Source organism: Amycolatopsis thailandensis (assembly GCF_042723255.1).
Classification (GTDB): domain Bacteria; phylum Actinomycetota; class Actinomycetes; order Mycobacteriales; family Pseudonocardiaceae; genus Amycolatopsis; species Amycolatopsis thailandensis.
On sequence record NZ_JBHXJK010000038.1, the window covers coordinates 24,773 to 44,990 of the forward strand.

Below are 20,218 nucleotides of genomic sequence, written 5' to 3' on the forward strand. Positions count from 1 at the left end.
CCTGAATGGCTCGTACGGTCAGTCCATGACCGACATCGAGCAGTTCCGCATCGACATTCCGCAGTCCGAGCTGGACGACCTGGCCGGCCGGCTGGCCCGCACCCGCTGGCCGTCGGCGCTGCCCGGTGCCGAATGGAGCCGGGGTGTTCCGGTCTCCTACCTCAAGGACCTGGCCGAGTACTGGCGAGACGGTTACGACTGGCGCGCGTGGGAGAAGCAGCTTAACGAGTTCCCGCAGTACGTCACCGAGATCGACGGCCAGCGCGTGCACTTCCTCCACGTCCGCTCGCCGGAACCGGACGCCATCCCGCTGATCATGACGCACAGCTGGCCGAACTCGATCGCCGAGTTCCTGAACGTCGTGGGGCCGCTGACCGACCCGCGAGCCCACGGCCTCGACCCGTCGCGTGCCTTCAACGTCGTCGCGCCGTCCCTGCCCGGCTTCGGCTTCTCGCCGTTCCCCGAACCGGCCGACGAGCGGCCGTGGGACATCGCGCGGGTGGCGCGGACCTGGGCGGAGCTGATGAGCCGTCTCGGCTACGAACGCTATGGCGCGCACGGGAACGACGCCGGCGCGCTGGTGACGCCCTGCCTGGCGGTGCACGCGCCCGAGCACGTCATCGGCTCGCACATCACGTCCGGACTCGGTGTCCCGATGGGCGATCCGGCCGATTTCGAGGGGCTCACCGAACAGGACCAGGCCGAACTGACGGGGCTGATGGAGCGCTTCGCCGGTGGTAGCGGCTACGCGCCGTACCTGACGAACAGGCCGCAGACGCTGAGCTTCGGTTTCCTCGATTCGCCGGTCGCGCAGCTGGCGTACCTGGTCGAACGGTTCAAGGAGTTCGACGGCTGGCCCGAAGGCGCCGCGCCTGCCGAGCCGATCGACCGCGACCTGCTGCTCACCAACGCCACGCTGTACTGGCTGACCGGGACCGGCGCCACTTCGCTGTGGCCGTACTACGAGGGCGCGGCCGCGATGCCGATCGACCAGAAGCTCGTGCCGACCGGGGTGTCGCATGGCGGGCCGTCCGCCCTGCGGAAGATCGCCTCGCGCAAGAACGACATCGTGCGCTGGGCCGATCACGAGAGCCCGAGCCACATGGTGGCGATGGCCGTCCCGGACGACGTCGTGACCGAACTCCGGGAATTCTTCGGGAATCTCCGGAAGTGATGTCGAGCGGTGGTCATCGGCTCCGACCCAGGGACGAAGCTAAAGTCGAAGCGACCCTGTGGAGGACCTGATGACCACCTCGTTCGAGACCGTGACCTCGGCCGACGGCACCCCGATCGCCTTCGACCGGACCGGCGAGGGCACGCCGGTGATCCTGGTCGGCGGCGCGTTCAACGACCGGACGACCGTCGCCGGTCTCGCCGCGACGCTGTCCCCGGACTTCACCGCGTTCGCCTACGACCGGCGCGGCCGCGGCGACAGCGGCGCGGGCGCTGTCTATTCGGTGGAACGCGAGGTCGAGGATCTCGCCGCGCTGATCGACCACGCTGGTGGCTCGGCGGCGGTCTTCGGGCACTCGTCGGGTGCCGTGCTGGCGCTGGAGGCGGCCGCCCGAGGTGTCGTCATGACCAGCCTGGCCGTGTACGAGCCGCCGTTCGTCGTCGACGACAGCCGTCCCCGGCCGGCGGCCGACCTCTTCGACCGTGTCCGGGCACTGATCGCCGACGGCGACCGCGACGGCGCGGCGGAACTCTTCCTGGTCGAGGGGACGGGCACCCCGGCCGAAGTCGTCAAGGGGATGCGGGAAGACACGTTCTGGGCCTGGTTCGCCGGCCTCGCCCACACCCTGCCCTACGACCTCGCCCTGTGCGGTCCCGGAAACGTGCTGCCCGACGGCAAGCTGGCCAAGATCTCCGTGCCCACGCTGGTGCTGGACGGCGGGGAGAGCGACGCCTGGATGCGCGCGGGCACCCGCGCGGTCGCCGACACGATCCCCGGCGCCCGGTATGTCACGGTCGAGGGTCAGGACCACGGCGTCCTCCACCAGCCGGACGTCCTGCGCGGGCCGCTCACCGAGTTCCTCAGGTGACGACCTTCAGTGATTCGGCAGGCAGGCCCATCGCCGTGTAGAGGTCCCGCGCGGCTCGGGTTCGTCCCAAGCCGGCCAGTGCGCGGGCTTCTTGCAGCCGGTAGCCGATCCGCCTCGCCGTTTCGAGTGCGAGGCGATGCCGCCGGAGCCCCGCCGCCGTCTCGCCGAGCGCGACGCAGGCCGTGCCCAGGCTGTTGGCCGCCATCGCCAGCAGCAGCGGATGATTGAGCCGGGTGAGGATCTCGCACGCGCGTTCGGCCTGCTCCCGCGCCTCGCCGTGACGGTGGGCGAGAAGCAGGGAGTCGGCGTGGTCGATCCGGCTCCACGCCTCGCCGAACGGATAGCCGAGATCCTGCGAGGCGGTGGTCGAGCGTTCGATGACGTCGAACGCTTCGTCGAACCGGCCGAGCCGCGCGAGGACGAGACCGAGCTGGGCCGAACTCAGGATCATGCCGCGAGGTTCCTCGCGCAGCTCCACCGCTCTCCGGGCGGAGACCAGCGCGTCGTCCAGCCTGCCGAGGACCTCCTGCGCGTTGCTGAGATTGGTCCAGAGCGCGGCGGCGGCGGACTCCTCTTCGACGGCGAGCCCGTCGCGATAGAACCGGATCGCCTCGGGGTAGCGGCCGAGCATGCTGTGCAGGGCGCCTGCCCTGGACAGGGCGATCGCCTCGGCCGCCCGGTCGCCGGCGGCACGGACGACGTCCAAACGCTCCAGGGCGCAGTCCATTCCTTCGGTGAGCCGACCGTTCTCCCAGAACGCCAGGGTGAGGCTTGCCAGGCTCAGCTGGATCGCGTGCGGGTCGCCGATCCGGCGGGCGGCGGTGATGCCGGTGCGCGCGACGGCGAGCAGTTCGTCGAGATGCCCGCTCTCCCGGAGGTGCTCCGCGGTGTCCACGGCGATCCGCCAGGCGTGGTCTTCGCGACCGGAGCCGAGGGCGTGGCGGGTGACCGCGATCAGGTTGGCCCGTTCCGTTTCGTACCAGCCTGAACCGCCGCCTTCGCGGTAGTGGTCGAGCAGCCTGCTCACCGCCGGAGCCGATTCCTCGTCACTCGCGGCGTTGCGGGCGTGCTCGGCGATCAGGTCGTGGAACGAGTACCGGCCCAGCGCGGGCTGCCTGAGCAAGTGGGCGTCGAGCAGGTCCTCCAGCAGGCGCTCGGCCTCGGGTTCGCCGGTACCGGCCAGCGCGGCCGCCGCGGGCACGCCGATGTCGGCGCCGGGATTCCGCCCCAGTAAACGGAACATGCGCTGTTGCGCGACGTCGAGCTCCCGATAGGACAGTGCGAACGCCGCGGCGACGTCGCGTCCGGCGACCTTCAGCTCGGCCAGCCTGTCGTGTTCGGAACCCAGGCGCTCGGCGAGCGTCCGCACGGTCCACTGTGGACGATTCTGCAAGCGGGCGGCCGCGATCCGGATCGCCAGCGGAAGATTCCCGCACAGCGCGGCCACTCCTGAATCCGGCCTGCCGGACGCCGCCGCGAACAGCGCGCCCGCCTGTTCGTCCGGCAGGACTTCGAGACTGAGCGACGCGGCACCGTCGACTGCGGCCAGCCGTCGCCTGCCGGTGACGACGAGGGCGACCGTGGCCGAACCGGGCAGGAGCGGCCGCAGCTGTTCCGCGCTCGCGGCGTTGTCGAGCACCACAAGCAGCGACCGGCCCGCCGTTCTGGTCCGCCACAGTTCGGCTCGCCGGTCGACGCCGCCGGGAAGCCTGCTCGCCGGGATGTCGAGTTGCCCGAGCAGGGCTTCGAGCGCGGCTTCGGGGGAGAGGGGTTCGCGGCCCGGGGAGTGGCCGTGCAGATCCACGAACAGCTGCCCGTCGGGGAAGTCGGCGGCGAGCCGGTGCGCGGCGTGGACGGCGAGCGAGGTCTTGCCGACCCCGGCCATTCCGTCGACGGCCACCGGGCGCCCCAGCCGGACGGCGTCGAGGAGAAGGCGGATCTCGTCCTCCCGGCCGGTGAAATCCGGGACGTCGTAAGGGAGGAAGCAGCGCGCCTTGCCGTATTCCGGCTCGTCGCGAAGGATCCGCTCGTAGAGTTCGCGCAGCTTCGGGCCGGGATCGATCCCGAGTTCTTCCACCAGCCGCGCCTGCGCCCGCCGGTAGACGTTCAGCGCGTCGGCCTGTCTGCCCTGCTGGTGCAGCGCGCGCATGAGCAGTCCGGTGAACGCCTCGCGGAACGGGTGCTCGGCGACCAGGGCCGTCAGTTCCGCGACACGATCCTCTCCGGTGCCGATCTCTTCGTCGAGGCAACGTTCCACAATGGACAGGCGGCGCTCGTCGAGTTCGTCCGCCTCGCCGCGCAAAGCCGTACTGTCCACACCGGACAGTGCGGGTCCGTGCCAGCACCCGAGCGCCTCACGGAACTCGCCACGCGAAACGTGCTCCTCGAACGAGCGCAGGTCGAAAGTACCCGGGCGCAGGACGAAACCGGGACCCTCGGCGGTCAGGACGTCGTCGTCGGCTCCCTCGGCGACCAGGGAGCGCTTCAGGGCGGTGGTGAGGTTGCGGATCTGGCGGACGGCCGTGGCGGGCGGATCGTCGTCCCAGACGACGTCCACCAGCCGCGAGACCGAGACGACGTGATCGGCGCCGAGCAGCAGCGCCGCCAGGATGCGTTCCTGCCGCGATCCCGCCAGCTTCAGTGGCCGCGCGCCACTGCGGCACTGCACCGGCCCCAGAATCCGGAACTCCATCGCACCCCCTCCCGCGAGGTTAACCGGCCCCGCGCCCGCGCCGGTGCGGAAGTGATGCAGCTGTGATGCGCCGTCCGGCGAACCTGCCGGTGGAAGAAAACGGACAGGATGAGGAGAACCCCATGCGCAAGCGGTATTACGCGGCGTTGGCCGGTCTGGTCGTGGCGGCGGCGGGCATCGGCGTACCGGCCGCTTCGGCCAGTGACCAGCAGGCCGAAAACGAGCGGCAGGCCTGTCAGCGCGCGTTCGACCGCGCCGTCTGGGAGGACATGGACAGCTACAACAAACGCGACGAGGCCCGCTACCGGGCGATCATCCACAAGAACATGGTGACCGTCGGGCGCAAGGGCAACCTGTTCATCGGCTACGAGGCCAACGTCGAGCCGGTGGTCGACGTGCAGTTCAAGCTCCCGTACGAGTGGAGCATGCCGTGGACGGTGACCCACACCGTCGTCGAGGACTGCAAGATGGGCTTCGCGATCCTCGACGCCTACTACAAGGCGCCGTCGCAGAACATCGACAGGCACTACACGATCAGCCTGACGCTGGTACGCGAGCACGGCAAGTGGCAGGTCATCAAGGACACCGTGACCGACGTGCTGCCCTGAGTCGCCTGTGCCCGGCAGGGTCCGGCCCGCGTGCTCGGACGCGTAACTCACGTGCTCGAGGCCGTAACTCACGTGCTTGAAGCCGTAACTCGCGTGTTTGGAGGCGGAACTCGCGTGCCCGATCACGCGAGTTCGGCCTCACGAGGGCTTCCGGCCCACCCCCGCGTACGGCAGCGCGTTGATCTCCGGGTCGTTGGACATGTCGCCGGCTCCCTGGGGGTTCCACATCGCGCAGCCGACGACGCCGGGCTCGACGACGTCGAAGCCCTCGAAGAACGAAAGCACCTGGTCGTGGGTCCGGGGGATGGGGTCGTTCTGGGTGCTCTTGTACGCCTCGATGGCTTCGTCGAGGCCGCTCGAGTCCGCGTCGGCGGCGACGTGCGAGATGGCGAGAAAGCTGCCGGGGGCGATGCGTTCCCGATACCGGGCCAGGATCGCGTGCGGATCCCACGAGTCCGGCACGAAATGCAGCAGCAGCAACATGAACAGCCCGATCGGCTGGTCGAGATCGAGCAGCTCCCTGGTTTCGGGCGCGTCGAGGATGTCGTTGGCGTCGCGGAGGTCGGCCTGGATCGCAGCGCACCGGTCGTTGCCGCGCAGCAGCAGTTTGGCGTGCGCCACGGCGACCGATTCGCGATCGACGTAGACCACCCGGCACGTCGGGTCGAGCTGCTGGACGATCTCGTGGAGGTTCCCGACGGTCGGGATCCCGGAGCCGATGTCGAGGAACTGCCGCACCCCCGCCTCCACCATGTGCAGCGCGGCACGCCGCAGGAAGGCGCGGTTGAGCCGGGCCGCGTCGCGGATCCCCGGCATGATCTTCAGGATCTGTTCGCCGAGGTCGCGGTCGGCCTGGAAGTTGTGGTCGCCGTTGAGCCAGTAGTCGTAGACCCGCGCGGGATTCGGCACGGTCGTGTCGACCTCGGGGGGTACCCAGCTCAGGTTCGAAGTCACCGTCGTCGCCGCCGTTCGGTTGGGATCCGTTGGGGCACAGGAGTCTATCCGGAGCCGGAGAACCGGCTGCCATCGTCCGATCGTGTGGATGTGCGGCGGCGGAACCCCGTCCGCGGCCCGGCGGTCCTAAGGTGACCGGGTTCAGCGTCCAGGCACCGGGAGACGAGCACGATGGCACCACCTCCGGACGTCGCTGTCGCACCGGGCCGATGGCCGCTGCTCGGGCACACCGTGCCGATGCTGCGCGACCCGCTGAAACTGCTGTCGTCCCTGCCCTCGCACGGAGACGTAGTCCGCCTCGACTTCGGCCCGATGCCGGTCTACCTCGTCACCACCCCGGAACTGGCTTGGCGGCTGCTCGCCGTCGACGGGGGGAAGTTCGACAAAGGCATCGTGTTCGACAAGATGCGGCCGTTGTTCGGCGACGGGCTCGCCACTTCCAACGGAGCCTTCAACCAGCGGCAACGGCGGATGATGCTGCCCGCTTTCCAGCGGAGCCGCATCGCGCTCTACGCCGAGACGACGATGACGAAGCTCGCTGTAGACCTTGCCGACTCGTGGAAGCCGGGCGAGGTGGTCGAATTCGACCGGCGGATGCAGGACCTCGCGCTCACCATCTCGGGGCGCACGCTGTTCTCCACCGAACTCGGCGACGAAGCGCTCGCCGAAATCCAGCGGTCCATTCCGATCATGCTGAAGTACGTCATGGTCCGGGCGTTCTCGCCGAAATTCGTGGAGCGGCTGCCGATCCCGGCGAACCGGGAGTTCGACGCCGCGGCCGCGCGCCTGAGGCGGGTCATCGGCGACGCGGTCCTTCAAGCCCGCGAGAAGGGCGGCGACCAGGGCGACCTGCTGTCGATGCTGTTGCTGGCCAAGGACGACGAGACCGGCGAGAAGATGACCGACCGCCAGGTGGAGGACGAGGTCATCACGATCCTCACCACCGGCGCCGAGACCACCGCCGTCGCGCTGGCCTGGTTCTTCCACGAGATCGGGGCGCGGCCGGACATCGAGCGCAGGTTCCACGCCGAGGTCGACGAGGTGCTGGACGGCGGGCCCGCCCGGTTCGAGCACTTGCCGCGCCTGGTCTACACGCACCGGATCATCAACGAGGTCGTCCGCCGGACGCCGCCGGTGATCCTGATGCGGCGCGCGCGGGAGGACGTCGAACTCGGCGGGGTGCGGATTCCCGCCGGTACCGAGGTCGCGGTCAGTCAGCACACGCTGCACCGCGATCCGCGCTGGTTCCCCGAACCCGAACGGTTCGACCCGGATCGCTGGGAGCCGGAGCGCGCCGCCGAAGTGCCGAAGGGCGCCTTCATCCCGTTCGGCGCCGGCGCCCGGCTGTGCCCGGGACACCAGTTCGCGCCCACGGAGATCGCCCTGGTCGCCGCGACGATCGGTGCCAGGTGGCGGCTGGAGCCGCTACCAGGGGTGAAGGTCTTTCCCAAGATCAAAGCGACCATGCAGCCGAACCGGTTGCCGATGACCGTGGTGCCGCGAACGCCGGGCGGGCGGTGAGCGTTCGATTACCCGATGTAAGGTTCATGCTCCTTCCGAGCGTTCCGATTCCGGAGAGGGTTCTGTGAGAATGCCGCTCAAACTGGCCACCGCGGTGGCCGCGTGCTGCGCGCTCCTCGGTGGTTTCCTGGTCGCCGCCCCGGCGGCGGCCGTCGAGATCCGGTGTACCGACGTGGATCTGCCGGTCACCGGCCCGCTCGGCGGACCGGCGACGGTGCACGGCCGGTTCTGCCTGCCCGACGGCCCGGCGCCCGCGGCCGTCCAGTTGCTGGTGCACGGCGGCACCTACAACAGCGCTTACTGGGACCTGCCCTACGACCCGGATCGCTACTCGTACCAGCGTGACATGGCCAAACACGGCTACGCGACCTTCGCGGCGGATCAGCTCGGTTCGGGCGGGAGCAGCAAGCCACCGAGCCTTCCGCTCCTGCTGCCGGCGCTCGCGCGATCGATGCACGAGGTGGTCGGGCATCTGCGCGCGGGGCGGGTCGGCGGCACCCCGTTCGCCAAGGTCGTGATCGTCGGGCATTCGGTCGGTTCGGGCATCGTCGCCGCCGAGGCGTCGACGTACCAGGACGTGGACGGCGTGATCCTCTCCGGCATGACGCATCTGCCGTCGGTACCCGCCCTGACCCTCGGTGTGCTCTTCGGTCTGCAGCCCGCGTTCGCGGACGACCAGCTCGGTTCGCTCGGCAGTGATCCGCTCTATTTCACGACGAAACCGGGGGCGCGCGCCGGCCTCTTCTACGCGGCGGAAAATTCCGACCCGCAGGTCATTGCCGCCGACGAGGCGACCAAGGATCAGGTTTCGGTCCCGGGAATGGGGACCGTCGCCGTGTTCGGGATCGTACTGCCCGCGACGAAAGCGATCCGAGTGCCGGTTTTCCAGGCGATCGGGGAAAAAGACATCCTGTTCTGCGGTTTGTTCGCGCTCCGGGACTGTTCGAGCGGCGCGACGCTGCGTCCGGCGGAAGCGCCGTACTACGCGCCCGAAGCCGAACTTTCCACGTATGTTCTGCCCGGTGCCGGACATTCGTTGGCGCTGCACCGCAACGCGTCGCTGTACCGGGACGCCACACGCGATTGGCTGAGGGACAAGGTCGGTGTTGCAGTACCGTAGGGTTACCACCCGATTGGGTGACTGGTAAACCGTGAGTACGGCCAGAGAATCGTGGAGGATGTTTCTCCACCACGGAATGCGAAAACGACCCCAGGACCGGCGGACGTGACTGCCCCACTTCCGAACGGCGATGAGTTCTCCGTATCGCCGGACGCCCCGAAGAGAACTTCGTCCTCCGCATCGCCGAAGCGGAAGAACGCCGCGCCGACCAGGGCCACGCTCGCTCGCAAATGGGCGTACCTGGTCACCGGCACGGCGTATCTTCCGTACACCCACGCCCAGATCGAAGAGCATTTCTCCGCTCTGCTGGACGAGGTGTTCGCGGCGGTGCTGAGTGACGACTCCGAGCCCGCGCAGGCCGCCGAGGCCGGCGCGCGGCTCGTCGCGCTCAGGTGCGTCGGGCCGGACAGCCTGCGTCGCACGATGGAGGTGCTCGGCAAGGGGCTCTTGCACGAACCGGAGTTGCGGAGCGTGAAATCGCTCCCCGAACGGGTGTTGCAGGTGCTGGGCGCGCTCGCGTCCGGCTACGGCGAGGCCTTGCGCGAAAGCATCCAGAGCCAGCAAGAGGATCTGAGCCGCACGCTGGTCACCCTCGAACGCGAGACACGGCGCGAGCTGGTGCTCACGCAGGCGCGTTTCGAGCAGCTGTTCACCGGCTCGAAGACCGGGGTGGCCGTCACCAGGGTGGACGGCCGGGTCCAGCGGGTGAACCCGGCGTTCGCCGAGATGCTGAACCGGCCCGTCGCCGATCTGACCGGGCTCAACCTCTACGACCAGATTCATCCGGAAGACGCGGACGGCCTGCGCGAGGGCTACCGGAAGCTGCTCGAAGGCGAGACTCAGCGGCTAGAGCTGACGCGAAGACTCGTCACCGCCGACGACGAGGAGCCGACGTGGGCCGGGTTCACCGGCGCCGTCATCCGCGACCCGGCGGGCGAGGCCCAGCAGCTGATCACCCTCGTCGACGGCGACACCGACGTCTCGCTGCTCCAGCGGCAGCTGAGCCGTCAGGCCCTGCACGATCCGCTGACCGGCCTGCCGAACCGGCAGTTCTTCGGTACCCGCCTGGAGCGGGCGCTGCGGCACGCGGACCCGGCCTTCGGCGTCACGGTCTATCACCTCGACCTCGACGGGTTCTCCCTGATCGCGGGCGGTCTCGGGCAGAAACTCAGTGACAACCTGCTGAAGAACGTCGCCGGGAAGCTGCGTGCCGTCGTGGGCGGCGAGGAGGCGCTCGTCGCCAGGATCGGCGGGGACGAGTTCGGCATCCTCATCCAGAACACCGCCACCAGCCCGGACGTCGCCACCGTCATCGGCATGATCAACCAGGAACTGTCCGAACCGGTCTACCTCGAAGGCGGCAGCGGGGTCGCGGTCTCGGCCTGCGTCGGGGTGGTCCACCGGCCGCCCCGCGACATCGCGCCGAACGAACTCCTGCGCGTGTCCGACATGACACTGCGCCGGGCGCAGAGCAACGGCTACCGGCAGTGGGCGCTGTCCGATTCCGCCCTCGACACCAGGGAACGGCACGAGTTCGGCCTCGCCGTCTCCATGGCGGGTGCCTGGGAGACCGGCGAGATCGAGGTTCACTTCCGGCCGCTGACGTGGCTCGCGGAAGGCAAACCGGCGGGTATCGAGGCGCGGCTCGCGTGGAACCATCCGCGCCACGGCCGGATCGGTCACGACACCTGCGTCCGTTTCGCCGACGAAACCGGTCTCATCGTGCCGCTCGGCGAATGGCTCATCCGCACGGCGTGCGAGGAATCGGACGACAGGCTCCCGATGGTCGTTGGCCTGACACCGCATCAGGCCGCGGACCCCGACCTCGTCGGGTCGGTGCGGAACGTGCTCGCCGCGACCGGGCTCGGGCCGTCACGGCTGCGACTGGGCTTCCCCGCCGGTGCCGTGCTCGCCGAACTCGGGGAGACCGTCGACAACCTCCACCTCCTCGCCGAAATCGGGGTCGACGCCGAATTGCAGGACTTCGGCGTGGCCGGTGACGTCGTCTGTCTCGTGGACGTGCCCGTGCGGACGGTCCGGATCGCTCCCCGGCTCGCGGAACGGCGGACGGAACCCCTGGCGGAACGTGCGCTGCGGAACCTCATCAAGACCGCGAACATCGCGGGCGCGACGGTGATCGCGGACGGGATCGACTCGACCGGCGACGCCGGCTGGTGGCGCTCGGCCGGTGCCCACGTCGGCGCCGGACGCTACTTCGGTTAGGCCGTTTGCCGTAGCGAGGCGCGCTAAGTTACCCGAGGGTTGACGTGCGCGGGCGGATTGGGCAACATCCCAGATCCCGTACCGCACCTCGGAGGCATGCACATGCAGGTAGGCCCGAGGCGTGGTGGGCGTTCCAACGCGCCCGTGGTCGTCTTGAGCCTGTTGCTGGTGGTCGCGCTCGGTGCCTGGTGGGGCGTCGACTACCTCCGGGCCCGGTTGGCGGGCAACGGTTGTGACGCGCTGACGCCGGTCGAGATCACCGCCGCGCCCGACGTCGCGCCGGTGCTCACGCGGCTCGCGGCGACCGTGCCACAAGAAGAATGCTTCCGAGTCGACGTGACCGCGAGCGAGTCGGCCAAGACCGCCGACCTGCTCGGGACCACTGCTTCCGGCGGACCCGACGTCTGGGTTCCCGAGTCGAGCACGATGTTGTCGCAGGCCAGGGACGCCGGCGCGTGGAACCTGCCCGAATCAGGTCAGTCGGTGGCGAATTCCCCGGTGGTGCTGGGACTTCCCGACGAGACCGCGCGCCGGTTCGGCTGGCCGGGGAAACCGCCCGCCTGGCAAGAGGTCCTCGACGGTTCCCCGGTCGGGATGCCGGATCCGGCGCGGGATCCGCTCGGCGTCGCCACGTTGCTCGGCCTGCGGAAGCTGACCGAGCGGGCATCCGATCCCGCGGCGGCCTTCACCGCCGCCCTGCGGAAGCTGAATCCCGCCCCCGGCCAGTTCCCGGCCGCTTTCCCGGCGACCGAACAGTCCGTCCTCGCCCGGGATCTCGTGGCGGCGTACCCGGACGTCCCGGTGCGGGGATTCGACTACCCGTACGTCGTGCTGCCCAAGGCTTCGGAGGCATCCAGGGGCGCGGCGGAACGTTTTCTGCGACTGCTGCTCGATCCGCTCGCCGCCGCGACCTTCGCCGACGCGGGATTCCGCGCGCCCTCCGGCCAGTTCGCCGTACCGCGGGCGCTGGACAGCCGCACCGATCCCGCGCCGCGTCCGCCGGGCGCCCCACCCGTGACGGACCTGTACGCCGCCTTGCAAGCCTGGGCGGGGACGAATCTGAGCGCCCGGGTCCAAGTGCTGCTCGACGTCTCCGGCTCGATGGCCGCCGCCGTGCCGGGTACCGGGAAGAGCCGGATGGAACTCACCTTGCAGGCCGCGACGCAGGGGCTCAGGCTGTTCAAACCCACCACGGAACTGGGGCTGTGGCTGTTCTCGACCAAATTGGACGGTGACCGGGACCACCGGGTCCTGTTGCCGATGAAGACGATCGCCGAGCAGACGGCCTCGGGCGGGGTGGAGCAGTTGCAGGCGGTGCGGCCGAAAGCCGGCGGGGCGACCGGGCTCTACGATTCGATCCTCGCCGCGTACCAGAACGCCAGGCAGAACTGGAAACCCGGGCGGATCAACCTGGTCGTCGTCCTCACCGACGGACGCAACGAGGACGGCGACACGATCGGGCTGCCGAGGTTGCTGGAAGAGCTGGGCAAGCTCCAGGATCCGCGGAAACCGTTGCCGGTCATCGGGATCGGCATCGGGCCGGACATCGACGCGTCCGAACTCCGGCAGGTCTCCACCGCCACCGGCGGGGATTCGTTCACCACCCCCGATCCGCGGAAGATCTCGGACGTCTTCTACCAGGCGCTGAGCAAGATCATGTGCCAGCCGCCGACCTGCAAGAATTGAGGCAAGACGTGATTGTCCGGGGGAAGAGACCTTCGCCGGTCACGATCGCCGCGATCGTCGCCGCCGTGATCCCGTTCGTCCTGCACACCTGGGCCGCGCTGCACGGAAGCCTGGCGCAAGACGATTTCGTCATCACCTATCACGCCGCGAAGGCCGGCCCGTTCGACTTCGGCTACTACTTCCAGGATTACCACGGCCACCTCGCGCCGGGCGGATTCCTGCTCGCCGATCTGCTGACCGCCTGGGCTCCACTGGACTTCGCCGTGCTGATGGCGCCGGTCCTGGTGATGCAGGCGGCGGCCTCGGCGCTGCTGTGGGCGGTGCTGGTGCGCTGTTTCGGGCGCCGCTGGGGGATTCTCGTCCCGTTCACGATGTTCACGGCGTCGCCCCTGCTGCTCGTCCCGACGTTGTGGTGGGCGTACGCGATCCAGCTCGCGCCCGTGCTCCTGGCCGCCACCGCCGCGCTGCACGCCCATGTGCGGTATCTCGCCGACGGCGGGCGCTGGGCGATCGCCACCGTGGCCTGGACCGTCTTCGGCTTGGCCTTCTACGAAAAGGCGGTGTTCATCCCGGTGCTGATCGCCGGGATCACCGTGCTGCTCGGCGTTTCCCTGCGCCGGCACGTCGTGCTCATGGGCGTCTTCGTCGTCGTCCTCGCCGGATACGCCGCCGTCTTCCTGGCGTTGACGACGAGCCAGGTCGGGCAGGGCGGCGGTCCGGTCACCGTCGGCACGGTCGCGGACATGACCGGCCGGATGCTCGGCGACACCTTGGTTCCGGGGCTGGCCGGCGGGCCGTGGTCGGGCCCCGGCCCCGGGGCGACGTTCGCCGCTTCCCCTGTCGTAGCGCGGATTCTGCTGCTGCTCGTGGCCGTCGCGGTGCTGGTCGCCGGAATCCGCGTCGGCGGTCTCCGGGCGAAGAAGGCATGGGTGCTGCTGGCGCTGGTGTTCGCGGCGGACATCGGGCTTTCGGCGGCCACCCGGCTCACCGAGGTCGGCCCCGAACTGGGCAGCGATCCCCGCTACGTAGCCGATCTGACACTCGTCGTCGCGCTGTGCCTCGCTTTCGCCTTCCTCGAACCCAAACCGTTCGACCGGCCTTCGGATCCCGTTCCATCCCCGGCGAAACGTCCGCTCGCCCTGGCGTTGTGCCTTGTCCTGATCGCGAGTTCGGCCGTGGGTTTCTCCCGGCTGGCGCCGGGGTTGCGGTTCGAGCACTCGCGGGATTTCCTCGCCAACGCGCGCGCCTCGATCGAGCGGGATCCCGATCTCGTCCTGTACGACACCACGGTGCCGAACGACATCCTGCACGGCTGGTTCGGTGAGAACGCGCGCGTCTCACGGGTGGTGGGCCTGATCCCGGGCTTCCACTTCGACCAGCCGACCAGTCGGATGTCCCTTTTGGACGATTCGGGTGCCGCCAGGACGATCACCGGCGTGGAATCGATTTCCCGTGGCCTGCCCGGCCCCGTGGCGGGTTGCGGGTACACCGTCGGCGAGGAGCCGGTCCGGGTTCCGTTGGACACGCCCGTTCTCGGCCGTCACCTGCTGCGGATCGACTACTTCACTTCGGACGGCGGCGAAGGCTTCGTGGACCGCGTGCCGATCTGGTTCCAGCCCGGACTGCACACGATGTACCTGCCGATCGAGGGCCTGTTCGACAAGATCGACTTCCGGTTGTCCGCCAAGGGCGCTCCCGTCTGCCTCGCGAAGGTCGACGTCGGCAGGCCGCTCACTCAGTAAGGGTCGTACGGGCTGTCGTGGCCGAAGATTCTCGCCACCGGGGCCAGCCGTAGTCGCAGCAGGATCTTGATCCCGACGTTGCGCAGGAACCAGGGCAGCTGGGCGAGCACGCGCAGCCTGTCCCTCGTCGTCGGCGGGGTGAGGCGGAACCGGGCCATCGACGTCGCGCGGTCGAGGTAGGTGTAGCGCCGTCCGAAGAGGACTTTCGCGATCGTGCCCAGGGTGACACCGATCGAGGAAAAGCAGTCGTGGACCAGGATTTCCTTACCGTCGTCCAGGTTCGTGGACCAGCGCAGGTCGTCGGTGTAGGTCCAGTAGTCGTGCTTGCCGTCGATGTAGAGCAACTGGATCGGGTGGTCCCAGTGAGGACGCAGTTTCGTGCTGTACTCCGCCACGAGTTCCACGATGTCGTCGACGCCCGCCCTTTTAAGGTTCGCCTCGAAGCGTTGGCGGGTCGGGGATCCGCCGAACAGCCGTCCGTCGACGAACGGGTCGACCGCGATGACCCGCGCGCCGACCGTGCGCGCGGCACTGGCGAGCACGATCGTCGAACGGCCCTGGTGGCTGCCGATTTCGACGATGAGATCGCCCTTTTCCAGGCGGGACGCCGCGTTCCACAGGGCGAGGCCCTGATCCCGCGTCATCCAGCCCTTGACGGGTTCGGCGAGCGACCACGCTTCTGCGAAACCGTCTGTCATAGGCGCATAGTAGCCACGTTTCCGCCTAGTATCTACCGGATGGTAACCCCCGGCGCCCTCGCGAAGAAGCCGAGCACGTGGATCGTGCTGGCGCTGACGGTACTGTCCTTTGTGCAGCGTCCCGGCAGGACGACGTTCGACACCAAACTCGACCTCGCGGTGGATCCGCTGGCGTTCCTCGGCCGGGCGCTGCACCTGTGGAATCCCCAGGCGACGGCGGGGGAGTTGCAGAACCAGGCGTACGGCTACCTGTTCCCGATGGGGCCGTTCTTCGCGGTGTGCCAGGCCGTCGGGATCCCGGTGTGGATCGCGCAGCGGTTGTGGTGCGCGATCCTGCTCTCGGTCGCTTTCGGGGGCGCTCTGCTGGTGGCCCGCGCACTCAAGATGGGGAACGAACGGACTCGGCTGATCGGAGCAGTCGGTTACGCCCTCGCGCCGAGGATGGTCACCGAAATCGGTTCGCTGTCCTCGGAAATGCTGCCCGCCGTCCTGCTGCCGTGGGTGCTGTTGCCGCTGATCCTCGCCGACCGCATCGGCTCGCCTCGCCGGGCCGCCGGGCTGTCCGCGCTCGCTGTGCTGTGCATGGGCGGGATCAACGGCGCGATGGTCGTAATGGCGCTCGTCCTGCCCGGTTTGTGGCTGCTGACCCGGAAATGGCGGAGCACCCACGTCGAACTCGTCATCTGGTGGTTCGTCTTCGTCGCCGGGGTGATGCTGTGGTGGATCCTGCCGCTGGTGCTGCTCGGCCAGTACAGCCTGCCGTTCCTGGACTACATCGAATCCGCGACGAACACCACCGCGCCGATGTCGCTGTTCGAAGTGCTGCGCGGCACGAACCAGTGGGTCGCCTACGTCGTCCAGGGCACGCCGTGGTGGCCGTCGGGCTGGGCGCTGATCGACAACCCCGTCCTGATGGCGGCCACCGGGCTGGTGGCCGCGGTCGGGCTGTTCGGACTCGCGCGGCGCGGTCTGCCCGAGCGTCGGTTCCTGGTGCTCGGCGTGCTGACCGGGCTGACGCTGCTGACCGTCGGCTATGTCGGGACGCTCGACAGCCCGCTGGCGGAACCCGTGCGGCATCTGCTCGACGGCCCGCTCGCACCGCTGCGCAACGTGCACAAGTTCGAGCCGGTGCTTCGGCTCCCGTTGATGCTGGCGTTCGTCCACGGCATCACGAGCGCCGCGCCGGCGGTACGGCGGAATCTGCGGCCCGCGCTCGGCGCGCTGCTGGTCTTGGCGATGGCCGCGCCGGTGTGGCTGCTGACGTTGCGGCCGGGGCCGGGCTGGGACGAGGTGCCGGGGTACTGGTACGACGCGATGGGCCACGTCGCCAAGACCGACGCGACGGCGCGCACGCTGCTGCTGCCCGCGACCGGGTTCGGCGAGTACGACTGGGGCCGGACCGTCGACGAACCGGCGCAGGCCATCGCGGACAGTCCGTGGGCCGTCCGCAACCAGGTCCCGCTGGGTTCGGAGGGCAACACCCGCCTGATGGACTCGGTCGACGCGGCCCTGGCCGACGGCAGAGGCGATCCCGGGCTCGCAGCCCTCCTCGCGCGTTCGGGTTACCGGTTCTTGGTGCTGCGCGGGGACATCGACCGCGCCAAGGTCGGCGCCCCCGACTTCACGACGTTGCGCGCCGGCCTTGCCGGATCGCCGGGGATCGAGAAGTCGGCCCAGTTCGGGCCTTTGGAGATCTTCGAGGTGAAACGGCCGGTCCCGCTGGTCACCGCGACGTCCACGAAGGACGTGCCGACGGTGAGCGGTGGGCCGGAAAACCTGCTGCCGCTGATGAACTCCGGGCAGCTCGACCCCGGCACGCCGACGGTGCTGACCGGGGACGGCGGTTCGCCGACCGGACCGAGGCTGGTCACCGACGGGTTGCGCCGCGCCGAACGCAACGTCGGCGGCGTGCGGGACAACCTGAGCCAGACGCTGACCGCGGGGGAGTCGCCGAGACAGCAGCGAGCCGCGCTGGACGTCCTGCCGTTCCCGGGCGAGCAGCACCAGACCGTGGCCGCGTACCGGGGGATCCGCTCGGTGACCGCGTCGACGGCGGCGTCGTTCGCGGACGCCTTCGGCGGTTCCGATCCGAGCCATCAGCCGTTCGCCGCGCTGGACGGGGATCCGCGCACCGCCTGGCATTCCTCGAGTTTCACCGGGCCGATCGGGGAATGGCTCGAAGTCGAACTCGACACCCCGAGGCTGGTGAACACGGTCGATCTCGCGATGGTCGACGACATCCGCGTCGGCTGGCCGCCGACCCGGATCCGGATCACCACGGACAACGGTTCCGTCGAGCACCAGGTCGTCCGGGGCGAAGGCGCGCACACCTACCCTGCGCCGGCGGGGGTGACGCGCAAGGTGCGGATCACACTGCTTTCGCTCGTGGTCGGCAGGCAGGACGGGAACGTCGGCATCTCGGAGCTGAAGATCCCCGGCGCGGAACCGCAACGCGCTCTCGAAGTCCCTGCCGATCTGGGGCCGGGTACCGCGCCGGGATTCGCGTTCACGCGGGGCCAGCAGCCGAGGTACGCGTGCGTCCCGGACAACGGGCACGTCCGGTGCGACGCGTCCGCCGCCCGCGACGGCGAGGAACCGGACGGGATCCGGCGGTTGTTCTCGACGACGTCGCAGAGCGCCTACGAGTTCGGCGGCACCGTGCTGCCCGCCGGAGGTGGCCGTGTCCCGGTCACCCTTCCCGGGGTGAAGGTGTCGGCGACCTCGCAACTGGGCGGGGATCCGGCGGCGAGCGCGTTCGCCGCGGTGGACGGGAATCCCGCGACCGCCTGGCATCCCGACGTCACCGATCTGCGGCCGACGATGACCCTGGACTGGGAGAAACCTCAGACTGTCTCCGGAATCCGTGTCGCCGCCGATTCGCACGCGCCCACGCGGCTGGAACTGACGACACCGACGTCGAGCCGCTCCGTCGAACTCGACGCTTCCGGCGCGGCGACGTTCCCGCCGTTGGAGACGTCGCAGCTGAAGATCGCGTTCGCCGGCCTCGACGACGACCAGCGGACCCGGAACTCGCTGAGGATCGGGAGCCTGTCGCTGACCGGCGCCGAACTTCCCGTTCCCGCCGCGGAGTTCACGCTGCCTTGCGGATCGGGCCCGAACGTCCGCCTGAACGGCTTCGACTACGACACCTCCGTGCGCGGCACCCTCGCCGATTTCACCGCGCACCGGCCGATGACGCTCTCCGCGTGCCCCGATTCCCAGGGCGGTGTCGAGCTGGCGGCGGGCGGACACGAACTGCGGACCGACCGGTCCGAGTCCTTCGTGGTCCAGGACCTGTGGCTGAAGCCCGCCGGTGTCGTGCGGGCTCCCGCCGGGCATCGCGCCGTCACCGTGGACTCCTGGGAGGCGACGTCCCGATCGGTCACCGTCGCGGGTGGCGACGAGTCCGTCCTGGCCGTCCCGGAGAACGCCAACGCGGGCTGGACCGCATCGCTGAACGGGACCCCGCTGGTGAAGACGCGCGTCGACGGCTGGCAGCAGGCTTGGATCCTGCCCGCCGGTTCCGGCGGTGTCGTCCGGCTGGAGTTCACCCCGGACTGGAAGTACCGGTCGGGCCTGCTGATCGGCGCCGTCGCTATCCTGGCGGTGCTGATCGGCGTCCTGTGGCCGGTCCGCCGACGTCACGTCGCCGTCGGGGCGGGCTCAGGGCGGGTGGTCCCGGTGGTGCTCATCGGGCTGCTGGCCGTGCTGGGCGGGATGCTGCCGATCGTGCTGCTGATCGCCGTCCTGCTGGCCCGCCAGTTCAGCGAACGCGCGCTGCGGTATCTCGCTTTCGGCGGGATGGTCGCGGGCACGCTCGTCGCGGTGCTGGGGCGGCTGCTGGGGCATGGTCAGGAGTGGGCCTATGGACCGGTTACGCAGGCTTCGCTGCTGCTGAGCGCGGCGGCGATGGTGGCGATGTGCGTGCCTTGGTTCGAGGGGCGGTCACCCGAGGCGGACGTCGGGCCGAGGTCGTAGTCGCGCGCTGTCCAGCGCCGCCTGAAGTTCGGCCAAGACCTTGCCGGGCTCCGAACGCAGGCGTGACGGCAGCGTCTGGAGGACGACGATCCCGGCCGCGGTATAGCGCGCGTTGCGGGCGAGTGTGTCGCGAAAGCCCTCCTCTCCCGCGTGGTAACCGAGGGAATCGATTTCCCAGGCGACAGCGAGCTCGTCGCACCAGCCGTCCGGTTGCGCGATGTAGTTGCCGTTCGCGTCGAAGATCTTGACGTTCCATCGGCACGCGGGAAGCTCGGACCGCTGCCACAGGTTCCATGCGTCGGCTTCGGCGACCGAACGGGCGCCACCGAGGATCGGGAGAAGGGCGTTTCGCAGGCTGCGTCCCCGGCGAGCTTCGTCGAGTTCGTCGGCGAGGGACCGCGGCAGGCAGAAACCTCGCTGGACGGACTCGGCCATCATCGCCGTCACGCTGTCTCTGTCCGGTGTTCTCCGAGCCGCGTCGAGCACCGCCCGGGGGACCGGAGCCGTCGGGATACCGGACCTTACGCGTGCACTCGGCAAGCGGCGCGATCGTTCGATGTGGGCGAATCCGCTGTCGGTGACCGAGCGCTCCGCCGGAACGAGAACATGGACCTCTTCGGTGTCCGGAAGGTTGCGTAGCCCGTATCGCTCCAAGGCGCGTACTCCCGTCAAGATCGAGTCTTCACCGGCATGGAGAAGCGCGGCTTGGATCTTCTGTTCGTCCGTCGGCTCGCCGTTCTGGAGCAGCACGACGCCGGGCAGCAGCATCCGCCAGCTCCCGCCGGGCTCGCAGCGTCGCGAGATCGTGCTGCGTGCCATGCCGATGGCTTCGAGTTGCTTCGCCGCGATCACCGGCGAACCGGTGGTGATCAGTGGGTGGCGCGCCCAGTCTCCTCTTCGCACCGAAGCAGCATGGAGTCGATCACCGACAAAACCCGGCGGTCCAGTCTCGTG

The 20,218-nt window shown here is 69.4% G+C and carries 13 protein-coding genes; 9 read left to right on the forward strand and 4 right to left on the reverse strand.

What is annotated here, in order from left to right:
* The first annotated feature begins 25 nt into the window (after window positions 1-25).
* Together ACFWMR_RS17420 and ACFWMR_RS17425 are read left to right on the forward strand one after the other, a co-directional pair.
* Window positions 26-1,174, forward strand: a complete 1,149-nt coding sequence (locus ACFWMR_RS17420; protein WP_378379065.1) for an epoxide hydrolase family protein — start codon at window positions 26-28, stop codon at window positions 1,172-1,174.
* A 70-nt stretch (window positions 1,175-1,244) separates the two neighbouring features.
* A complete protein-coding gene (locus ACFWMR_RS17425; RefSeq protein WP_378379066.1) occupies window positions 1,245-2,042 on the forward strand; it encodes an alpha/beta fold hydrolase in 798 nt (265 codons plus the stop codon).
* Here the strand turns inward: ACFWMR_RS17425 and ACFWMR_RS17430 are convergent.
* Complete coding sequence (locus tag ACFWMR_RS17430) at window positions 2,035-4,734, reverse strand: AfsR/SARP family transcriptional regulator (protein ID WP_378379067.1); 2,700 nt, start codon at window positions 4,732-4,734, stop codon at window positions 2,035-2,037. The two genes, ACFWMR_RS17425 and ACFWMR_RS17430, sit on opposite strands and share 8 nt — an antisense overlap.
* Window positions 4,735-4,856: 122 nt before the next feature.
* Between ACFWMR_RS17430 and ACFWMR_RS17435 the strand changes: the two genes are divergently transcribed.
* Window positions 4,857-5,342: a hypothetical protein gene (locus ACFWMR_RS17435; RefSeq protein WP_093934396.1), complete on the forward strand. Its 486-nt coding sequence runs from the start codon at window positions 4,857-4,859 to the stop codon at window positions 5,340-5,342.
* A 138-nt stretch (window positions 5,343-5,480) separates the two neighbouring features.
* Here the strand turns inward: ACFWMR_RS17435 and ACFWMR_RS17440 are convergent, their stop codons facing one another.
* Window positions 5,481-6,296: an SAM-dependent methyltransferase gene (locus ACFWMR_RS17440; RefSeq protein WP_093934355.1), complete on the reverse strand. Its 816-nt coding sequence runs from the start codon at window positions 6,294-6,296 to the stop codon at window positions 5,481-5,483.
* A gap of 171 nt (window positions 6,297-6,467) precedes the next feature.
* On the opposite strand from ACFWMR_RS17440, the gene ACFWMR_RS17445 reads away from it, so the two are divergent.
* From ACFWMR_RS17445 to ACFWMR_RS17465, 5 genes are all read left to right on the forward strand, one after another.
* Entirely contained in the window at window positions 6,468-7,817 is a 1,350-nt protein-coding gene (locus ACFWMR_RS17445; protein WP_378379068.1) for a cytochrome P450, read from the forward strand.
* A 70-nt stretch (window positions 7,818-7,887) separates the two neighbouring features.
* Complete coding sequence (locus tag ACFWMR_RS17450) at window positions 7,888-8,937, forward strand: alpha/beta hydrolase (RefSeq protein ID WP_378379069.1); 1,050 nt, start codon at window positions 7,888-7,890, stop codon at window positions 8,935-8,937.
* Window positions 8,938-9,042: 105 nt separating this feature from the next.
* Window positions 9,043-11,160 carry a putative bifunctional diguanylate cyclase/phosphodiesterase gene (locus ACFWMR_RS17455; protein ID WP_378379070.1) on the forward strand — a complete coding sequence of 706 codons (2,118 nt, stop codon included), beginning with the start codon at window positions 9,043-9,045 and terminating at the stop codon, window positions 11,158-11,160.
* Window positions 11,161-11,262: 102 nt separating this feature from the next.
* Window positions 11,263-12,846, forward strand: a complete 1,584-nt coding sequence (locus tag ACFWMR_RS17460) for a substrate-binding and VWA domain-containing protein (RefSeq protein WP_378379088.1) — start codon at window positions 11,263-11,265, stop codon at window positions 12,844-12,846.
* 8 nt (window positions 12,847-12,854) lie between these two features.
* Window positions 12,855-14,588, forward strand: coding sequence for a hypothetical protein (locus ACFWMR_RS17465; protein WP_378379071.1), 1,734 nt, complete (start codon window positions 12,855-12,857; stop codon window positions 14,586-14,588).
* On the opposite strand, the gene ACFWMR_RS17470 is transcribed toward ACFWMR_RS17465, so the two are convergent.
* The gene (locus ACFWMR_RS17470; RefSeq protein ID WP_378379072.1) at window positions 14,582-15,286 is read right to left on the reverse strand and encodes a class I SAM-dependent methyltransferase; all 705 of its coding nucleotides are present in this window, start codon (window positions 15,284-15,286) and stop codon (window positions 14,582-14,584) included. The genes ACFWMR_RS17465 and ACFWMR_RS17470 overlap by 7 nt on opposite strands.
* A 39-nt stretch (window positions 15,287-15,325) precedes the next feature.
* Between ACFWMR_RS17470 and ACFWMR_RS17475 the strand changes: the two genes are divergently transcribed.
* The gene (locus tag ACFWMR_RS17475; protein WP_378379073.1) at window positions 15,326-19,264 is read left to right on the forward strand and encodes an alpha-(1->3)-arabinofuranosyltransferase; all 3,939 of its coding nucleotides are present in this window, start codon (window positions 15,326-15,328) and stop codon (window positions 19,262-19,264) included.
* Here the strand turns inward: ACFWMR_RS17475 and ACFWMR_RS17480 are convergent.
* Entirely contained in the window at window positions 19,232-20,167 is a 936-nt protein-coding gene (locus tag ACFWMR_RS17480; protein WP_378379074.1) for a hypothetical protein, read from the reverse strand. The genes ACFWMR_RS17475 and ACFWMR_RS17480 overlap by 33 nt on opposite strands.
* Window positions 20,168-20,218: the final 51 nt, after the last annotated feature.